Genomic DNA, 19,139 nt, shown 5'->3' with positions numbered 1-19,139 from the left:
AGTCATTCATCGTCGTTCCTGCGCCGGCCTGGCCCATACCTTCACCTCGCTGAGCATGGCCGGGTGTCCGGGCGTCACCGCGGGGAAGCGGATGCGCAGGAAGCGGGCGCTGTCGACGTGCTCGAACAGCGCGATCCCGTAGGTCCTGCGTCCGCCCTCGCCCTCGCCGACCTGGTGCCAGTCCGAGCCGTTCCTGCTGACCTCGACGACGAAGCCGGGCACGAGCTCGTCGGGCATGACCAGCGACAGCCAATGGAGCGCATAGAGATTCTCCAGGTCCACGGTCCAGAACGCCGAGCCGTCGTTCGCGTCGGCACGCCACCAGGTCTGCTCCTGGCCGTCGTTGGCCATCGGTCCCGCATGGCCGGTACCGGCGCCGCTGGTCGACGTCGGGCGGCTGCTGCTGACGTTGACCGGATCGTCGGCGAGCGCGTTGCGGGCGATCGCCGGCCAGGTGACGACAGGCTGGTCGGGGGCCAGCGGTGAGACACCGGGAACGAATGGATCGGGCCCGGTGGTCGTGATCGTGATGCGTGCCGGCTTCAGGCCAGGCGAGGTGGCCTCGATCACGCTCTCGCCGGCGAAGTAGGAACGGAACGTGATCGCGGCCTGGCCGTCGCGGATGGCGACCATCGACGTGTTGCTGAAATGGATGCTGCGGCCGGTGGGGAACTTGCCGGGACCGTCGACGATGGTCAGCGTCACGTCGGGCGAATTGCTCAGCGCCCTGCCCGCTTCGTCCTGCACGGTCACCACCAGATGCGCATCGTCCAGCCCCTGGGTGCCGCGGATCCGCGTCTGGCTGGCGGTGAGCCGCAACTGTGCCGGCCTGCCGTCCACCGGCCAGGCAGGCGGCGGTACGCCCGCGTAGGTGTTGCGGTACCAGTGGTACTGGCGCTTGGGCAGGCGGAAGTAGTCGATGAAGCCCATCGAACCGAACTCGACCGAAGCGATCGAGCCGTGATCGAAACCGGCCCAGAGCGCTTCGCCCGAACGCCAGGGATAGCGCCACGAATAGGGCTTGGGGTTGGCCTTCTGGTCCGGAGTGTCGGGCATGAGGCCGAAGCCGGGCGCGTAGGCGCCGGGACGGTCGACCATCGTCGAACCGTACTCCGACACCATCGAGGGAATGCCGGGGTCCAGGAACAGCGTGGCGCCGTCGCCGTTGTAGCCGGCCACATCGCCCAGCTTGTCTATCTCACCGCGCTGCGCACCGCCGATGGCCACCGGCCGGGTCGGGTCGAGCTGGCGCATGAAGTCCACCTGGCGCCTGAGGAAATCGCGCATCGGCGCCATCGCCTCGTCCACGGTGAAGAACGGTTCGTTGCTGGCGCTCCAGATGACGATGGACGGATGGTTGCGGTGGATGCGGATCATCTCCGCCGCCTGCTGCAGCACGCTGGCCTCGAACTCGGGCCGGTCCGCCGGGTCGGGCGGATAGGCGCTGGACAGCCAGCTGCCATCGGCGCCGAACCCACCGATGCCCCAGAACGGCGCTTCCGACCAGAACAGCAGGCCGATCTCGTCGGTGGCCCTGGAGAAGGCCGGCGAATGCGGGTAATGCGAGCCGCGGATGAAGTTGAAGCCGGCGTCCTTGATCATCTGCACGTCGCGCCGCGCCGCGCCGTCGGTCACGCCGTCACCCCAGCCGGCATGATCCTGGTGCACGTTGGCACCGATCATGTACAGGTGCTTGCCGTTGAGGAAGAAGCCATGGTCGGCGGTGAACTCGATGCTGCGGATGCCGAACGGCGTCTCGAACCGATCCACCGGCTTGCCGTCGACCAGCAAGCTGCTCACCAGCGTGTAGAGGTAAGGCTGGTCGGGCGACCACAGTTGCGGCCCGATGATTTCCGGCAGCGTCTGGTCGTAGACCACGACGCCAGCGGCCGGCACCACACGTTCGCTGCGCTGCACCGCCGCCCGCTTGCCGTCGGCGTCGAGCACTTCGGAAACCAGTTCCACCTTCACCGGCTCGCCGCCGCGGTCGTTCTGCACCTCGGTCTGCACGCGCACCGTGGCGCGTTCGTCGGATACCTGCGGGGTGGTCACGAAGGTGCCGTACCAGGCCACGTGCACGGGGTCGGTAACGACCAGGCGCACGTTGCGGTAGATGCCGCCGGAGAACTGGTGCTCGCCTGCGCGCGGTGCCACGCGCGCATTCCACTCGTTGTTGACATGCACGGCCAGCAGGTTGTCGCCCGCCCTCACGTAAGGAGTGATGTCAATGCTGAAGCCGGTGTAGCCGCCGACGTGGCGGCCTGCCTTCTGCCCATTGACCCAGACCACGGCGTCCTGGAACACGCCATCGAACTCCAGCGTGATGCGCCTGCCGATGGCGCCGGCTGGCACGTCCAATTGCTTGCGGTACCAGCCGTGACCGACATAGAAGCCGGTGCCCAGGAAGTACGGCTCCGAGAACGAATGCGGCAGGTCCGCGCGACGCCAGGCCGCCGTGTCGTGGTCCCCCGCCTGCGCGCCCGGCGGGTTGCCGAGCGTGAAGGTCCAGTCGCGGTTGATCACCTCGCTGCTGCGCGGGGCCGCGCAGGCAAGATTGGCAAGAAGGCCGATGCACACGGCCATCGCAAGTTGCAGGAAGTTCTTCACGTTGCCGGCCTTGCGCATCAGAGCACCGGTGCGATCCGCACCATGATCACGCCGTGCGAGGCAACCGTGCCGCCGTAGCTGCCGCGCACGTCTTGCGTGACCTGCTTGCTCCACAGGTCCTTGACGTCGGCCTTCAGGCCGGCGGGAAGATTGAGCTGATCCCAGCTCACCGCCATCTCGGCCGGCGCCTCGCCGCGATTGAACAGCACCACCGCATGCTCACCGCCCTTCAGCGGGCGTGCCCATATCTCCAGGTCGCCCTCCTTCCAGATGCGTCGCGCCTGCTGGCCCAGCGGATCCTGGTCGACGGCGATGACGTCGGCGTTGGTGAGGATGCGGCGGGTGTCCGCGTCCATCGCCGACAAGTCGTTGCCGGCGATCAGCGGCGCCGCCAGCATCGCCCACAGCGAGAAATGCGACTCGTACTCGGTGGTCGTCATGCCGCCGTTGCCGACCTCGAGCATGTCGGGGTCGTTCCATGCGTTGGGCCCGGAGTGGCGCCAGCGCTCCACCTGCAGGTCGAGGATGTTGGTCATGCCCAGCGAATAATCCTTCCTGCCCTCCCATGCGTCGAAGATGTCGCCGGTGGTGCGCCACAGATGGCCCACCGGCTGCGCCCAGCGTTCTGGGTGGTTGTCGCCCCATTCGCAGATCGACAGCACGATGTCGCGCCCGGACTCGCGCAGCGCCTTGGCCATGAGGGTGTAGGCGGCCTCGGCGTTGCGGGTACCGGTGTAGCACCAGTCGTACTTCAGGTAATCGACGCCCCACCTGGCGTACTGGCGCGCGTCCTGGAACTCGTGGCCGGCGCTGCCGGGGCGGCCACCGCAGGTGAGCACACCGGCGTCGGAGTACAGGCCGAACTTCAGCCCCTTCGAGTGCACGTAGTCGGCCAGCGCCTTGATGCCACTGGGGAAGCGCTCCGGGTCGGCAATGATGTTGCCGTCGGCGTCGCGGCTCTTCTGCCAGCAGTCGTCGATGATGATGTACTGGTAGCCGGCGTCCTTCATGCCGGACGCCACCATCGCGTCGGCCTGCCTGCGTACGAGCGCCTCGTCGATATCGCAGCCGTACTTGTTCCACGAGTTCCAGCCCATCGGAGGCGTCGGTGCGAGCAGCGGCTTGGGCGCTTCCAGCTTGAGCGTCTCGTGGGCATGGAGGGGCGCAGTAGCGAGCAGGCCAAGCAGGATGGCGGCATGCGTGGTGTGTCGGACAAGGTGATGCATCGTGGTTCTCTCAGGAGTTGTCTGGTCCGGTGGGAGCGCGCGGGGCGCCCCCTACCGAGCCGTCGGCCGTTCTTCATCCAGCGGCGACGCTGGCCCGTTCGGTGGATACACGGGAGTTCCCCTCCGTCATGCCGGTCATGGGCTACCTCACGTACCGCGCCAGCAGCCGGATGTAGGCGGTCTGGTAGCCGTTGGAGTTCTCGGTGATCGGCCAGGAATTCAGCGGCCAACCGTCGTTGAAGTCCTTGTACGCCTTCTGTCCCGGTTGGCCGTACGGCGGCGAGGGCCGGGTCGAACCGCATCTGGGCGATATACCGGGACAGCGGTCGTCCCAGTCGTACTGGGTGCTGTTGGGACCGCCCACCAGGAAGCCGGGTGCGGGGCCATATAGCGAATCCCGCGCGCTGTCCCACGCGGTGCCGTCGGCGAACCACGAGTGGAAGAACTGATCGACCGAGTTCTCCGCGCCGTGGGCGCCCATGTTCGACAGGTACACCTTGCCCAGCGGGTTGACGCCGTGCAGATAGTGCAGGTACGCCGCGCCGGCGTTGGCGATCTCGGCGGAACCGTGCTGGCTCAGGCCGTACAGGCCCTGGTCGGCGAACATGCCGCCCATGAGCGCCTTTATTCCGTTGCTGCCCCAATGGTAGGAGTCGAGGTGGGCGCGGTAGGGATCGCGCTGATCGGCGATGGCCCCCCAGCCGGCATAGTCCGGCCGCTCCCACAACTCCGTGTAGCGGGTGCGGATGGCCTGCGCCACTCCGGACGTCGCACCTGGCAACGAGGCGTAGTACAGCAGCGGGCGGGTCACGCCGCTCTGGTAGGGCGACAGCCACCATGACTTCATCATCGGCACTTCGGTGTAGTTGCTGTCGACGTAGCTGCGGTAGCTCGCCTCGCCGGTCAACGCGTACAGATAGATCGCCGCCGCCAGGCGCAGGTTGGCACGGCCCTGGTCGTCGGTCTCCTGCTGGCCTGCGCCCAGGCCGGCGGTGCCATGGGCCGCATCGTTGTTGTAGAAGGTCACGTCGGGATTGGCGATGGCCCAGTCCCACGCCCGCTCTGCGCGTTGCCGGAGGTCGGCGGCATACGTGTCGTAGGCCGGCCTGTTCAACGATGCATACACCTGGGCGCCGTAGGCGTAGGCCGCCGCCGACGCGAGCGTCGCCGAAGTGCTTGCGTTGCCGTACAGGCTCTGCCGGGTGGCGGCGGAAGGCCGGCCGCCTCCGTCGGCCGACGCCAACCCCACGATGGACAGCACGGAGCCATCGCCGTTCTGCATCCGAGCCAGCCAGTCCATGCCCCATTTCACTTCGTCCAGAATGTCGGGAACGCCATTGCCGGACTCGGGAATGTTGAAGTCGTCGGTCCACACCGGCCGATTCTCGGTGTAGGCATGCAGCAGGTCGACGGCGTAGCTCGCTGCCCAGCTCGTGTACTTGTTGAGGTCGCCGGCGTCATACCAGCCGCCATGCAGGTCGCGCTGGGTCGATGCATCGCCGGGGGCGTCGTAGCGGCGCGCCTGGGTATCCTGCAGCGGGCCCATGTGGCTTGCGCCGTCGGCCCACCTGGCGCCGGCGTACTGCGCAAGCTTGGCGTGACCGGCGCGCTGGTAGAAGAAGGTGCGCACCGCCTGTACCAGTACCGGCCGGTACACATCGGCACCTATCTCGAACCGGGCCGAGCGGAGGTTGCGCGCCGCATCCACCACCTCGTAGGTGCCGGGCGCGGTGACGGCACTGAAGTCGAAGTGCCACACGCGGTCGCCGGACGAGGTATCGACGGCGCCGTCCTTCCACGGCGTCGGCGAACCACTGAACACCACGGCGTTCGTTGCCGTATCGATCACCTGCAGCGTCGCGCCCGGGACGTACTGGTCGGCGCTGTCGAAGCCGTCTTCCGGATCGCGCAGCACCGCCACCTTCTCCAGGCCGGGCAGATAGCCGAACTGATCGACGACGATGAACGGACCGTCACCCACCACACTGCTCAGCATCGGAGGCAGTGGTTTCGACATCACCCGCGGCCGTGAGGTGGTGGACTCCGCAGCAACGGTGCTGGCCAGGGCCATGGCTGCGGCCGTCTCAGTGGCCGCCGTCGCCGCTGCGGGTCCGGAAGCTGTGGGTTGCGGACTTCCACCACCTCCACAGGCTGGCAGGCCGACCGCCATGCCCAGAGCGACGGACAGGGCCGCCATGCCCCGCAGGTCTAGGTTCGTCATCGTTTGCTCCGCCTCTGTGCAGGAGTTGAGTAAAGGTCAACGGGAAATGGTGCCGCTGCAGAGTCGATTGTCCCGGCGCGCCGACAGCAGGGATCGCCGCCGACAGCGGTTGGAGTGCAATCGGCGCAACGCGGATGTCCCGCCAACGCATGGCATCGGTGATCGGGACCCGCCCCCGCCCCGTACCGAACTGGCGTCGGGTGCCGGGTCAATGGAAGATCCTCTGCACGAAGTGATGAAGATTGTTCGCCCAGCTGTCGCCATCGTGACCGTGATCGCCCACGTTCCAGAGATGGACGATATCGTGTCGTTTCAGGTATGCATGCAGGTCCTGGGACACGTTGATGAGGCCGTCGCGATTCCCGCACGACAGGTACAGCAGCGCGAATCGTCCGCGTAGCGCTGCCGGATCGGGCACCAGCTCCGCCGGCGGCAGGGTGTTGGGGGCCGCGGAGAATGCGCCGACCCAGCCGAACATGTCGGGATGGCCGAAACCGAAGTTCAATGCCTGGCCGCCGCCCATCGAGAGTCCGGCGATCGCCCTGTGCGCGCGGTCGGCGTGGACCGGATACTTCGCCTCGATCGCAGGAATGAGGAAATCCAGCAGATCATGCTCGAACCTCGCGAAGCCCGCCGCGTTCTCCGGCGTGAACACACGTTCCGGCGGGGGACTACGATCGTCCGGAAGCGCGCGGCCATTGGGCATGACGACGATCATCGGTACCGCGCTGCCGTCCGCGATCAGGTTGTCCAGGATCGCCTGCGCACGCACGTAGCCGGGCCACTCATCCTGGTTGCCGCCGATCCCGTGCAACAGGTAGAGCACGGGATACGTGCGGTCGCCCCGGAAGCCGGCCGGCAGGTAGACATTGGCATGGCGCCGCGTGCCGGTGACGCCCGAACCATAGCCGAATGTCTCCACCCTCCCCTGCGCGGCGCCGGCGCGCACGTCGCGGAAGCCGGCCGGCGCATCGGGAAACGCACGCACATCGTCCGGGCCCAGAACGATCGGTCTGGCGAAATTGGCGCGCACCCGTTCCGGCGTGACTTCCTCGGTGTCCCAGGCAAACGAAGCACCGGCCACGAAGAGCAGGAGAATGGCGGCCAGGAGGCCGGGCAACCGCATGGGCGGGACCGCGTCCCGTCGGGTACCCGGGAACGTTCTGCATCGCGGCGGGTAGCGCCTGGCATCCGTCTTCACTGGATGAGCGCTCCCACGCAGCCGGGCCGGGCGGCGCCGGCGTCGTTCGAACACATGGAACGAAGGCAGTACGCATCCGGTGGCGCGGCGCGATGTTCTGTCACGGCGACGCCTCCTTGTGCGCATAGGGGCCCACAACGGCGCCAACGAACCCGCCGGCCGCCGCCGTGGTCAGCACGTCCGCATCGGCGTCGTCCAGGAGGGCGGTGAAGGTCTCGTCGTCGGCGCTGTAGCGGAAGTCGATCCTGGCCCGATCGATATCGATCTTCAGGGTCACCCCTTCACGTACTTCCGGACCCAGCGCCCGTTCGGCCAGCACCACGCCATCGGCGGGTTCGTCACCACCCCGACGGCGATGGACCCTCAGCACGGCGTTGCCCTGCTCATCGGTTCCCAGGCCGAAGGCGTAATAGAAGTCGTCGTTCTGGACGGCCAGCAGCCCCGCCTCGTCCCCCGGCCGGGACGGCGAGAATTTCAGCCGGGTGGAGAACGACGCCTTCATGTGCTGGATGCGACGACCGACGAACGAGGGCTGCCCGTTCCCGCCGATGCGGTCCGCGCGCGGCTGCAGGACCAGGGCACCGCTGCCGGTGCTCCACCACTGGCTGCGCGGCGTTCTTGCGAACAGCCACTGGGGCGGGAGTGCGGGTGCATCGAATTCCTCGCGCCAGCCGAAGTTGCCCGTGGTGGGGACTGCAGGCGCGTCGCCCGCGGGCAACGCCGGGGCTTTCGGGGTCCACGGCAGTGGCTGTCCCTTGGCCAGCATCACCGGCCAGCCGTCTTCCCAGCGCACCGGCAGCAGAAAGGTCTCGCGACCGGTATGGAAGTTGCCGGGGTCTTGCGGCGGGGTCGCCAGGTCGTACACGCGCGTGCCCAGGAACACCGCCCACCAGCGTCCGTTCTGGTCCTGCACCAGGTCCGCATGACCGGTGGCCGTGACCGGGTCGGGACGATCGTCCGGCAGGCCGAACTGGGTGAGCACCGGGTTGCGGGGATTGGCGCGGAAGGGACCGAACGGCGAGTCCGCGCGATAGAACAATTGCTGGTGGTAGTACCCGGTGCCGCCGCCTGCCACGCCGAGATAGTAGCGGCCATCGACCTTGTAGAGATGCGGGCCTTCGATGTAGTCGGTATGCCAGGGTTGCTTGTCGCTGCCATCAACTAGCAGCACGTCCTCCGACAGTGGCGCGAACGTCTTCCGATCCACCTCCATGATCCGGATCTGGGTATGCGCGGGGTACTTCTTCACCGGTGGATCGGCATGGTGGACGATGTACATCCGGCCGTCGTCGTCGAAGAACGGCGACGGATCGATCCCGCCGATGTGCGGCAGCCAGACGGGATCGCTCCAGCCCTGCGCCGGATCGCGGGTGGTGAGGATGAAGTTGCCGCCGCACCCCACGCAGGTGGTGGTCAGGTAGAAGGTCCCGTCGTGATGGCGGATGGCGGGCGCGTAGATGCCGCCGCCGCTCAGGCTGACGTCCGGGCCGAACGGCATCATGTCGGGGCGGTCGATCGCGTTTCCGATCTGTGTCCAGTTCACCATGTCCCGGCTGTGGAAGACCGGGACACCCGGATAGAACCCGAAGGTGGAGTTGACCAGGTAGTAGTCGTCGCCGACCCGCTCGATGCTCGGGTCGGGATGGAAGCCCGCGAGGATGGGGTTCCGGAAGGCGCCGGGCGGCGGTACCTGCTCGAACACGGGGTCGGCCCCGGCATATTCCACCCATTCGAAAACCGCCCTGCCGGAATCGGGAGCGATGACAGGTCCCGCATTCGGGCCGCAAGCCGCAAGCTGGAACGGAACCGCGACCGTGAGCAACATGCATGTAAGGGGTTTCATGGACGACCCCTGCCCGGTCCGGCGCCGGGCCATGGACCGGTACCTCCCGTGGTTCCCCCTGCGATTGTTGACACTCCGCGCAAGGGTCGCGCCGACCTGGAACGGCGCGAATGCCGAGCACCAGGCAACGAAGGTCTTGCGGAGCGTCGCATTCATGGCCCGGCGGGCTCCAGGATCACCGCGGCCCCACCGGCGGGCGACTGGCGCAATTCGAGGACGCTTCCAGCGGTGACCGTGCGCTCGCTGCGCCGCACCTCGTCCGGCGCATCGCCGTCCTCCCACACCGTCGCGCGGTACTGGCCGTCGGGCAGGAAGTCCAGCGGCACCCGTGCGGTGCGCGCCTCGTCGGCGGTCATCGCACCGACGTACCAGTCCCTGCCCGAACGCCGCGCCAGCACGATGTCGCGCCCGGGCTCGCCGGAGAGGAAGCGGGTTTCGTCCCAGACGGTGGACACGCGACGGATGAACTCGAAGCCCTCTGCGTCCCGATAGGCTTCGGGATCGTCCGACACCATCTGCAAGGGACTGTCGTAGACCACGTACATCGCCAGCCCCTGGCCGCGCGTGGTCTGTGTCTGCGGCATCGCCGCCCGCACCTCGAAGCTCTGCGGCGTGGCGTTGCGGAAGCCGCCTGGCGTGTAGTCCATCGGTCCGACCAGCATCCGCGTGTACGGCAACATCAGGTTGTGCTGGGCGGTGATGCGCCGGTCCATCTTGTTCCACTCGGCGCCCAGCACGCCTTCCTGGGTGACGAAGTTCGGATAGGTACGCTGCAGGCCCGCGGGCACGTAGGCGCCATGCAAGTTGAGCAGCATCCTGCGCTTCGCGGTGGCCTCGGCCATGCGCTGGTAGAAATCGACCATCTCCTGGTCGTCGCGGTTCATGAAGTCGACCTTGATGCCCTTGATGCCCCAGCGCGCATAGGTGTCCAGCACCTCGTCCATGCGCGGCGCCAGGTGTTCCCAATGCACCCACAGCAACAGGCCCACGCCCTTGTCCGCCGCGTAGCGCGCCAGTGCCGGCATGTCGATGCCGTCCGCTGCACGCGCGATGTCGGTGGTCGGCCGCGCCTCGCAGCAGGGACCCGCTCCCCACGACCAGCCCGCATCGATGAGGTAATAGGGAAATCCCGACTCGGCCGCGAAATCGATGAAGCGACGATAGGTCGCGAGATCCGGGGTCACGCCCTCCAGTGGTCCCGACCACCAGTCCCAGGCTGCCTTGCCGGGCTCCACCCAGCCGAAATCGCCCTCGGGCTGGGGATTGAGGTTGCCGACCAGGTTCGATTCGATCAGCCGGCCCGTGCGGTCGGCCAGCATGACCGCACGCCAGGCCGTCGTCAGGCCGGCCGGCGAGATGTAGGCCGGGCCCTGCCGGTCCGGCACGGCTGACAGGTGCACGCGCAGGGACGCACCCTCGCGCCGCAGCATGGCGCCGGTGTAGCCCTGCAGGTGCGCCTGGGTGATCGCGTAGTGGGTACGACCCGACGGCGTGGCACATACCACCGGTACGTCGTAGGCGACGTCTTCCTTCAGCTGCGAGACGCGCAGGCGCTCGAACGGCAACTCGTGCGCGCCATAGTCGCGCTGCGTGACCAGACAGGAGGGATCGCCCTCCAGGGTGAACGCCGTGCGCTCGCCGCGCAGCCGCACGGGCGCCGCGTCATCGATGCGATAGCGGAACGCGATGCCATCGTCGTAAGCGCGCACATCGATGATGAGCCTGCGCGCGGACGCATCCGCTTCCTGGAAAGTCAGTGTGGCGCCGCGGTAGCGGTCGCGCGCGGCGGATGCCTTGGTCGCGACCAGCGGGACATCGCGGTCCACCTCGGCATCCTCGCGGCTTTCGAGCGTCAGGGTGCCGAACGCCGGCGCACCGTCGAGCTCCAGCCCCAGCGGCGAGGAGGCAACGACGGTCTCCCCGCGCCACAGCACCGAGAACCGGCTGGCGTCGTCCTCGATATGGATCACGGCGTCGCCGCCCGGCGACTCAATGATCTGCGGGCCCGCGGTGGCGGATCCCGCCAAGGTGGCCCACGACACGGTGGCGATCGCCGCGAGCAACCTCTTGTGCATCTTCATGAAGCAACCCTCATGTCCGTCATGGTGTGAATTGAAGCTCGATCGGCTCACCGTGGAAGCGCACGGTCCGTATCTGGGCGCGGTCACCGGGAGCCGACGGCATCAGCCGAACGTTCAACGTGCGCTGCCCGACCATGCCGGGGAAGCTGCCTTTCCGGGCGCCAATGCGCAGAGCGCGCCGCGCGTCGTCCCAGGCGAGCGCGACCGTGGCGTACTCGCCGTTCTCGTACGCATAGGTCTCGCCGTCGTCGTCGTACAACGTGAAGCGGCCGTCGGCACCGGGGTAGATGCGGACCTCGTAGGGCGCGTCCGGCTTCTCGTCGACGTGCTGGACCAGCGGGCCCAACGGCACGATCGAGCCGGCGCGCACGAACAGCGGAAATTCGTCGATCGCATAGCGCCGCGCGGCGCTGGCACCGCCGGCATGGCGCTGGCCGGTCCAGAAGTCGTACCAGTCCGTACCGGCCGGCAGCAGCGTGGCCTGCCTTGGATCGAGTTGCCGCTGGTGCTCCTCAAGGGCGTGGCGTTCGCCCGGCGTGCGCCAGGCCAGCCGCATCGACCGGCCGCCGCCCTTCTGGAAATAGTCGATGCGCACGCGCACCGCCTGCCCTTTGCGCAGCAACATGCGCGCTCCCGCAAAGCGCGCACCGGATTCCTTCCACTCGTCGACGACGAGCTCGTCATCGAGCCAGACGCGGAAGCCATCGTCGCCTTCGACACCGATCTCATGCTCGCCGTCCTCGGCTGCGATGATCTGGCCTCGCCAGCGCGCCGAGAAGTTCTGCAGCCCAGCCAGGCCAGGCGGCACGCCGTCCAGCGGCGGGCCGGGCCAATGGTGCTCGGCCTGCGTGTCGATGGTGCGACTGGCGAATTCCTCGAATTCCGTGCCTCGGTAGTACTCGAGCTCGAGGCCCGGCCTGCCGTCGGATGTGCGCAACTGCGCCGCCGGCACCGTCGGCGGCGGCGGCAGTTCGGCGTGGAACATCGGCCTGGTGATCGGCTGCACCAGGAACGCCGGACCAAACATGTAGGTATCGTCCACGCGACGCAGCGCCGGCTGGTCCGGGAAGTCCATCGCCAGGCCGCGCATCATGGTGTAGCCGTCGTGCGTGCTGGCCCAGGCCAGGCTGTAGATGTAGGGCAGCAGGCGGTAGCGCAGTTCGGCGGCACGACGTATCGAGCGGTAGACCTCTGGCTCGAGTGCCTTGAAGACCCAGGGTTCGCGCTCGATCGAAGTGCCATGGATGCGATAGACCGGGTTGAAGACGCCGAACTGGTTCCAGCGTGCGAACAGTTCGCGGTAGGCCGGATCGCGTTCACCGCCGGGTGCGTTGACGAAGAAGCCACCGACATCCTGGGTCCAGTACGGCAGCCCCGCCATCGAGACGTTCAGGCCGCCGGCGATCTGCGCGCGCAGCGCGGCCCAGCCGGCCGTGGTGTCGCCCGACCATGGCAACGCGGCATGGCGCTGTTGTCCGGCCCAGGCGGAGCGGGTAAGCGTGAAGACGCGCCTGTCGGCCAGATCGGCGCTGGCACGATGGCCTTCGTAGATACCACGCGTCGTCAGCAGGCTGTAGATGTTGAGGTAGCGCCCGAAGTCGCCCATCGCGTTGCGGCCCAGGCGCTTGATATCGGCCTCCACCTCGGCCGGATCGTGCGCGGCACCGCCCACTTCCACCTCGGTGCCATCCATCCATAGTGCATCGACGCCGATGTCGAACAGGCCCTTCTTCGCGTGCTTGAAGTAGATGGCCCGGCCTTCGTCGCTGAATGCGTCGTAGATGCGCGCGCGCCCGGAAATCCAGTGCAGCGGTTCGAAGCGCAATCCCCTGGCATCGAGTTCGCCGGCCAGCGCGGTGTCGTTGCCGACCGACGGCCAGATCGACACCATCAGCCGGGTGTGCAGATCCTCGTGCAGCGTGCGTACCATGCCAGCGGGATCGGGATAGCGCTCGGGATCCCAGATCATGCCGCTCCAGTTGCCGTCCCACTGGCCGTCCTTCTGTCCGCCCCAGTACTGCCAGTCCTGCACGATCACGTCCAGCGGGAAGCGCTCGCGGCGGAAGCGCCGCACGACCTCCAGCAGGCGCTGTTGCGTGGCATAGCGCTCCTTGCTCATGAACAGCCCGAACGCGTATTTCGGGAACATCGGCGCCGCGCCGGTGAGGTGGCGGTAGCCCGCGATCACCCCGTCCATCGTGTCGCCGGCCACCAGGTAGTAATCGACGCCGGCAGGCGCGTTCTCGGCACGAAACACAGCGCCCCGCGGACCATCGGAGAACGTCATCTTCGAATACGTGTCCCACAGCAGCCCATAGCGGCGCGTGGATACCATGAACGGCACGACGATGCCGATGTTGGTCTGCACCATCAGCACGTCGCGGCCGCGATAGTCCATGTACGGCTCGTTGTACTGGCCCAGGCCATAGAGCGATTCGTCTGGCGTCAGCGCGAAGCGCTGCTCGACGGCGTAGGTCTCGGTTCCGGAGGGTTCGGCCGCCGGCGTAAGCACCGGCGCATCCTGCTCGCGGACCAGCGGGGTGCCATCGAGGCGCTGGAACGCGACAGTCCCCGTGCTCTTGTCGACGATCACGCGCAGCCCTGCCCCGGCTATGGTCAGGGCGTCGGCAGACTCCTCAACGTCCAGTTGCGATTCCTGCGGCGACGCCACCACGACCAGGCTGGGCTGCCGCGTGTGCGATTCTCCCTTGTGCGCGGACACGCGAACGATGCCGGACCCGTAGAAGAGCACGTTCTTGGTCATGCCGCCGGTCTGGAACTGCACGCCGCCGGCAACGCGCAACCAGCCGAATCCGGCCCGCGACTCGACAACCAGTTGCTTGAGCTGACCGGCGGCGTCCAGCGCGACGGGCAGCTCGTGGGCGGATTGCCCGATGGCGGACGGCTCGCGGGCGAGAGCCGGTCCAGCGGCGGCCAGGGCCACACCGGCAAGTGCCCAGGCGAGCATGCGGCGGATGGTCGAATGGATCATCCCGGGTACACCCGGGCCGGTGGTCGCGCGAACCCCTGCCCCGCCGATCCCGCGTGGCCGACGGCATGCTGGCGGCCGGACTCAGGCGATGCGCCAGTACAGGTTGTAGCGTTCATGGGCGATCCGGTGGTATGGAATGAGTTCGAAGGTGGTGGCCGGTTCCTGTGCCCGCACGCGAAAGGCAAGCATTCCACCGGCGGGACGTACGGCGTCCTCCAGTGCGTCCGGGCTCAATGCCAGCCGCGGCATCGGCATCGGTTCCGGAAGATCGAGCACATCGCCGTAGGTGCGCTCGTTGACGATGAGGTCGGCCCCGGGCGCCATGCCGGCAGCACCCAGGCGGGCGGCGAGCACCATGGGGCCGTACATCAGCGCGGCGATGTCCGGCGCCTGCGGATCGGCGCCGGGCAGCGGCGCCAGGTGCAGGTGCATCGGCAGTTGCACGTCGACGGTATCGCCATCGCGCCAGCGGCGTCGCAGCTCGATCCAGCGGCCGCCTTGGTGGCTTTCCTCCACGCGCTCGCCGTTCACGTTGACTGTCATCACGCGGCACCAGGCGGGGTGACGCAGGCGCAGCGCGAAGCTCGAAGGCCGGACGGCACGCACCTGGAGGCGCGCACCGGCCTGCTCGGGGAACGCCGTCTCCTGGCGGATATGCACCTGCCGCTCGCGCCAGGCCAGTTCCGACGCGACATACTGGCTGAGGTAGAGCGCTTCGCCGTCGTGGAACCAGACCGAATCGCCGTACTTGGCGTGGTTCTCCATGCCCGTGCCCGTGCAGCACCAGAAGGAGTGCTCGGGCGTGCAGTACAGCTTGGGATAACCGGGGCGCAGCGCCTGGAAGTAGGTCACCATGCCCGTGTCCGGATCCTGCGAGGCGAGGATGCCGTTGATGAGCGCGCGTTCGTACCAGTCGGCGTAGGCCGGCTGCGGGTCGCGCAGGAAGAGCGCGCGCGTCAGCCTGAGCATGTTGTGCATGCCGCAGGTCTCCATCGTCTTCGCCGAGGCCAGGTGCCGACGTACCTCGTCCGGCGGGAAGAAGTGCTCGAAGTCGCCGTGGCCGCCGGTCGCGAAGGCGCGCGGACCCGAAACGCAGTTCCAGAAATGGCGGGCGGCGCGCGCATAGCGCGGCTCGCCGGTGAGTTCGTGCAGGCGGGCGAAGCCGATGACCTTGGGAATCTGCGTGTTGGCGTGCAACTGGTCGAGCGGATCCTGCCCTTCGGCCAGTGGATCGAGCAATGCGCGGTGGTTGAAACGTTCCGCCAGCACCAGCCAGCGGGCTTCACCCGTGAGCGCATGCAGGTCGGCCAGCACCTCGTTCATGCCGCCATGCTCCACGTCCAGCATCTTCTGGAAGCGCGCATCGTCGCAATCGCGCGCGGCATCGTCGATCCAGTCGGCCAGGCGACGCAGCACCCCCAGCGCGGGCGCGCTGCCGGCATGCGTGTGGGCGTCGCGAAGGCCCGCCATCACCTTGTGCAGCGTGTACCAGGGGACGCCGACCACCGATCGTCCAGCAAGACCATTGCGCAGTTGCGCATCTCCATCGGGGAATGCGCAGACCAGGCCGCTGCCTGCTGCCTGCTGGCAGGCCTGCAGCTCGGCAACGACGTACTGCACACGCTCGCGGTACGCCGGCTTGCCGGTGGCCGCCCACATCATCGCGCAGGCGCTCAGGTAGTGGCCCAGGGTATGCCCGTGGCAGCGGATGTCGACCCAGGGCTCCTGCGACTCCCACCCGCCATAGACCGGCGCCTTCGGCGACAGGCCGGCATTGACGTGGAAATTGTGCAGCAGCCGGTCGGGGCTGAGCAGCAGCAGGTAGCGTCCATCCAGTTCCTGAGCATGCCGGTACGGACCGTCGCGCAGCCGCACGTCGGCCAGCGCGAAGGTCTGCATTCCATTCCCGGTGGCATGCGTTGTCGTGGGTGCAATGATGCCCAGCCACGGCGCCGCGGCAATCAGGCGCAGGATGTCGCGCCGGCTTGCTCGCATCATCGCCCCCCTCTCCGCCCGTTCATGCCAATCCAGGTCCCCGGATCTTCAGTGCGATCGCGAGCTGTCCGGCCAGGCCTTCGGGGAGTCGCACCTCCAGCCCCTTGCGGCTGCGCGTGAACGGCAGGCTTTCCGTCGAGCCCAGCGCCTCGATGCGCTCGATGGTGCCCGGCGCCAGCGCCGAGTCCTCCGCCAGCGAGGCAATGCGCAATACGCCGTCGCGCGGCCAACCCATCGCTATGGCATACAGCGCGCCGCCCTTGCTGGTGAAGCGGATGTCCTCGGCGGTAAGCGGCTTGGACGAGCCTTCGCTGAACATGCCGCCGCCCACGCGCGTGGGGCCTTCGCCGAAGGTCCGCCACGGGCGCGTGCCATGGATGGCTTCGCCGTTGCGGGCCATCCAGGCGGCGATGTCCTCCAGGATCCGGTGTTCGTCGGCGTCGATGGTGCCGTCGCCGCGTATCGGCACCGACAGCAGCAGGTTGCCGTTCTTCGACACGATGTCGCACAGGCTGTGGATGACCGTGGTCGCCGACTTGTACCGGTGGTTCTCGAACAGGCCGCGGTTGTAGTGCCAGTCGCCCAGACAGGTGCAGGTCTGCCACGGCAGCGGCTCGATGCCTTCGCGAAAGCCGCGTTCGACGTCCTCGACCACGGCCGAGCGGCGCTCGGCCGGCAGCATCTTGGCGTTGACCACCGCTTCGAGCTTGCCGCCGTGCCAGGCCATGCTGGCGTTGTAGTAGTGCGCGGTGATGTCCAGCCCCGCCTGGCCGAGCGGCAGGCCCGAGTTGTCCATGTAGACGAGATCGGGCTTGTAGCTGTCGATCAGGTCGCGGCAGCGCAGGAACCACTGGCGAGTGAACGCCGGGTTCTGCAGCGGCGGCTTTTCGTCCCAGTGACGCGTGTTCTCCTCGTGCCATGCGGCGGCCGTGCGCGCGCTGCGGAAGCCGTCGGGTATGACCATGTTGCGGCCGGTATAGAGCTCCTGCGGGTCCAGGCCCTGCCACCACTTGCCGCGGCCATCGGCCTTCGTCAGTGTGTAGGCGTCGTAGCGCTGGCCGGCGTGCTGGCCTTCGGCGTCGTAACCGTAGGCGGTCTGGAACCAGTGCCAGGCGTGCGCGCTGTGGTTGCTGACGCCGTAGCGCAGGCCGCGCGCGCGCGCGGCCTCGGCGAAGATTCCGATGATGTCCTTCTTCGGACCCACGCGCATCGTGTTCCAGGCGTGGTACTTGGAATCGTAGGCGTCGAGGTTGTCGTGATGGTTGGCCATCGCAACGAAGTACTTGGCGCCGGCCTTCACGTACAGGTCGAGCAGTGCGTCGGGATCCCAGTTCTCGGCCTTCCATTGGTTCTGGATCTCCATGAAGCCGACCTTCGTCGGATGGCCGTAGGTGCGCAGATGGTGGTCGTACTGCCAGTTGCCCTGGATGTACATGTGGCGCGCATACCAGTCGCCCATCTCGGGCACGCACTGCGCGCCCCAGTGGGCCCAGATGCCGAACTTGGCGTCGCGGAACCAGTCGGGCGTGCGGTAGCCCTCCACCAGTGAGTCCCAGGTTGGCCTGAACTCGGGCGCGAGCGTCGCCGCCCTTGCTCCCCACAACGGGATCGTTGCCACGGCTGCGGCGGAATGGAGAAAGGATCGTCTGGACAGTTTCATGAGCATCCAATGGCATGGCGGACCTGGCTCGCTGCGACGTCGTTGCCCCACCATCGCTGCCCATGCAGATTCGCCGCCATACATGCAATACATCAAGACCGATAATGGAATCGACCTATATCGAATTCGCCTTCCCTCCCCCCGTTGTGCGCCCGCCGCATGCCGAAGCGAAGCGCACGACCAGCCTCGACGCCGCGTTGCCGCATCGAGGTTCGATCTGCCGCTCGTGAGCGGCCGATGGTCGGGTGGAGAAGCTGGCGGCTCAGGCCAGGGCAGCCATGGCCTGGTCCCAATGACTGCCCGGATCGACGTGCGCGAACCGGTAAGCGATACGGCGAACGTACCGCTGGCCGGGCAGCAGGATCGCATCCGGAAACCCCGCCTGGTTCGGCGCATCGGGGAAGCCCTGCGGTTCCAGGCACAGGCCTCGTCCGAGATGCGGATGAGCGGTGTCGAGCGCCTGCCCTTCGTAGAACACCAGCGCCGGAGCGTCACTCGATACGCGCATCGCCACGCCGCTGTGCGACGAATACAGCTCCGCACTGCAGCGGGTACCGCTGGCGAGCACCAGGCAGTGATCGTAGCCCCTGCCCATGCGGATCTGCGGATCCGTCGGATCGGTGTTGCGTTCAGGAGTGACCGGTAGACGAAAGTCGAACGGCGTGCCATCCACGGACGCGATCTCTCCCAGAGGGATCAGTTCGGCATCCACGGGCAGGTAGCGATCGGCCGGCACCCGCAGCAACTGCCCGGCCGCAGGGATCGCGGAGTCGCCCGCCAGGTTGAAGTACGGGTGATAGGTCGGATCGAACGGTGTGGGGGCATCGCAGAGTGCCGTGATGCCGACATGCAGCGTCGTTCCCTGCAGGCGGAGCTCGACACCGGCTTCCAGGCACCCCGGGTAGCCGTCCTCTCCGTCTTCGAACGTGCGGGCCAGGCGCACGCGATCGGCATTCTGTTCCTCCACGCGCCACAGGCTCCGGCCGAATCCTCCGCTGCCACCGTGCAGGTGATGGCGTCCCTCGTTGACGCTGAGCCTGTGCGTCCTGCCATCGTGCTCATAGCGGCCGCATGCGATCCGGCCGCTGGTTCGGCCGACCAGCCTGCCGAGGTTGAGATCGTCGAGCAGGTATGCAGGCAGGTCGTCCAGGCCCAGCACCAACGGCACGGACCTGTCTCCCGCCTCCAGGCGCAACGCGCGCAGGATGCCGCCGTAGGTCAGCACTTCGGCTTCCAGCCCCTGATCGTTGCGCAACGTGAGCAGGTGGACTTTCCGTCCGTCGGGCAACGTTCCGAATTCACGTTTCATCCGG

Annotated in this window: 11 protein-coding genes; 1 reads left to right on the top strand and 10 read right to left on the bottom strand. The window is 67.5% G+C overall.

The window, feature by feature from the left end; translation table 11 throughout:
- Positions 1-6 precede the first annotated feature (6 nt).
- The 9 genes from L3V18_RS01080 to L3V18_RS01040 all read right to left on the bottom strand — a co-directional run bounded on the left by L3V18_RS01080 (position 7) and on the right by L3V18_RS01040 (position 17,826).
- On the bottom strand, positions 7-2,625 hold the full coding sequence (locus tag L3V18_RS01080) for a glycoside hydrolase family 2 protein (RefSeq protein ID WP_237052775.1): 2,619 nt from the start codon (positions 2,623-2,625) through the stop codon (positions 7-9).
- The gene (locus L3V18_RS01075) at positions 2,625-3,833 is read right to left on the bottom strand and encodes a glycoside hydrolase family 27 protein (RefSeq protein WP_237052774.1); all 1,209 of its coding nucleotides are present in this window, start codon (positions 3,831-3,833) and stop codon (positions 2,625-2,627) included. Before L3V18_RS01075 ends, L3V18_RS01080 begins: the two co-directional genes overlap by 1 nt.
- A gap of 142 nt (positions 3,834-3,975) precedes the next feature.
- Positions 3,976-5,850: a glycoside hydrolase family 9 protein gene (locus L3V18_RS01070; protein ID WP_237052773.1), complete on the bottom strand. Its 1,875-nt coding sequence runs from the start codon at positions 5,848-5,850 to the stop codon at positions 3,976-3,978.
- Positions 5,851-6,262: 412 nt separating this feature from the next.
- A complete protein-coding gene (locus tag L3V18_RS01065; RefSeq protein WP_237052772.1) occupies positions 6,263-7,402 on the bottom strand; it encodes an alpha/beta hydrolase in 1,140 nt (379 codons plus the stop codon).
- Entirely contained in the window at positions 7,356-8,981 is a 1,626-nt protein-coding gene (locus L3V18_RS01060) for a glycoside hydrolase family 43 protein (RefSeq protein WP_237052771.1), read from the bottom strand. Before L3V18_RS01060 ends, L3V18_RS01065 begins: the two co-directional genes overlap by 47 nt.
- A gap of 269 nt (positions 8,982-9,250) precedes the next feature.
- Complete coding sequence (locus L3V18_RS01055) at positions 9,251-11,179, bottom strand: glycoside hydrolase family 97 protein (protein ID WP_237052770.1); 1,929 nt, start codon at positions 11,177-11,179, stop codon at positions 9,251-9,253.
- 19 nt (positions 11,180-11,198) lie between these two features.
- Positions 11,199-14,171, bottom strand: coding sequence for a glycoside hydrolase family 31 protein (locus tag L3V18_RS01050; protein WP_237052769.1), 2,973 nt, complete (start codon positions 14,169-14,171; stop codon positions 11,199-11,201).
- A gap of 81 nt (positions 14,172-14,252) precedes the next feature.
- Positions 14,253-16,169: a glycoside hydrolase family 127 protein gene (locus L3V18_RS01045; protein ID WP_237052768.1), complete on the bottom strand. Its 1,917-nt coding sequence runs from the start codon at positions 16,167-16,169 to the stop codon at positions 14,253-14,255.
- Between the two features lie 19 nt (positions 16,170-16,188).
- Complete coding sequence (locus tag L3V18_RS01040) at positions 16,189-17,826, bottom strand: alpha-L-fucosidase (RefSeq protein WP_237052767.1); 1,638 nt, start codon at positions 17,824-17,826, stop codon at positions 16,189-16,191.
- A gap of 104 nt (positions 17,827-17,930) precedes the next feature.
- On the opposite strand from L3V18_RS01040, the gene L3V18_RS19200 reads away from it, so the two are divergent.
- A complete protein-coding gene (locus tag L3V18_RS19200) occupies positions 17,931-18,056 on the top strand; it encodes a hypothetical protein (protein WP_255783559.1) in 126 nt (41 codons plus the stop codon).
- Between the two features lie 32 nt (positions 18,057-18,088).
- Here the strand turns inward: L3V18_RS19200 and L3V18_RS01035 are convergent, their stop codons facing one another.
- Entirely contained in the window at positions 18,089-19,135 is a 1,047-nt protein-coding gene (locus tag L3V18_RS01035; RefSeq protein WP_237052766.1) for an aldose epimerase family protein, read from the bottom strand.
- Between the last annotated feature and the right edge of the window lie 4 nt (positions 19,136-19,139).

It is taken from the genome of Marilutibacter chinensis, from assembly GCF_021725675.1.
Taxonomy (GTDB): domain Bacteria; phylum Pseudomonadota; class Gammaproteobacteria; order Xanthomonadales; family Xanthomonadaceae; genus Marilutibacter; species Marilutibacter chinensis.
This window is presented reverse-complemented; position numbering and strand designations above follow the sequence as displayed.

What these genes read in the sequence shown, in the direction of transcription:
- L3V18_RS01080 (WP_237052775.1), bottom strand. Translation starts at nt 2,625, where the DNA reads ATGCGCAAGGCCGGCAACGTGAAGAACTTCCTGCAACTTGCGATGGCC.
- L3V18_RS01075 (WP_237052774.1), bottom strand. Translation starts at nt 3,833, where the DNA reads ATGCATCACCTTGTCCGACACACCACGCATGCCGCCATCCTGCTTGGC.
- L3V18_RS01070 (WP_237052773.1), bottom strand. Translation starts at nt 5,850, where the DNA reads ATGTCGAAACCACTGCCTCCGATGCTGAGCAGTGTGGTGGGTGACGGT.
- L3V18_RS01055 (WP_237052770.1), bottom strand. Translation starts at nt 11,179, where the DNA reads ATGAAGATGCACAAGAGGTTGCTCGCGGCGATCGCCACCGTGTCGTGG.
- L3V18_RS01050 (WP_237052769.1), bottom strand. Translation starts at nt 14,171, where the DNA reads ATGATCCATTCGACCATCCGCCGCATGCTCGCCTGGGCACTTGCCGGT.
- L3V18_RS01045 (WP_237052768.1), bottom strand. Translation starts at nt 16,169, where the DNA reads ATGATGCGAGCAAGCCGGCGCGACATCCTGCGCCTGATTGCCGCGGCG.
- L3V18_RS01040 (WP_237052767.1), bottom strand. Translation starts at nt 17,826, where the DNA reads ATGAAACTGTCCAGACGATCCTTTCTCCATTCCGCCGCAGCCGTGGCA.
- L3V18_RS19200 (WP_255783559.1), top strand. Translation starts at nt 17,931, where the DNA reads ATGGAATCGACCTATATCGAATTCGCCTTCCCTCCCCCCGTTGTGCGC.
- L3V18_RS01035 (WP_237052766.1), bottom strand. Translation starts at nt 19,135, where the DNA reads ATGAAACGTGAATTCGGAACGTTGCCCGACGGACGGAAAGTCCACCTG.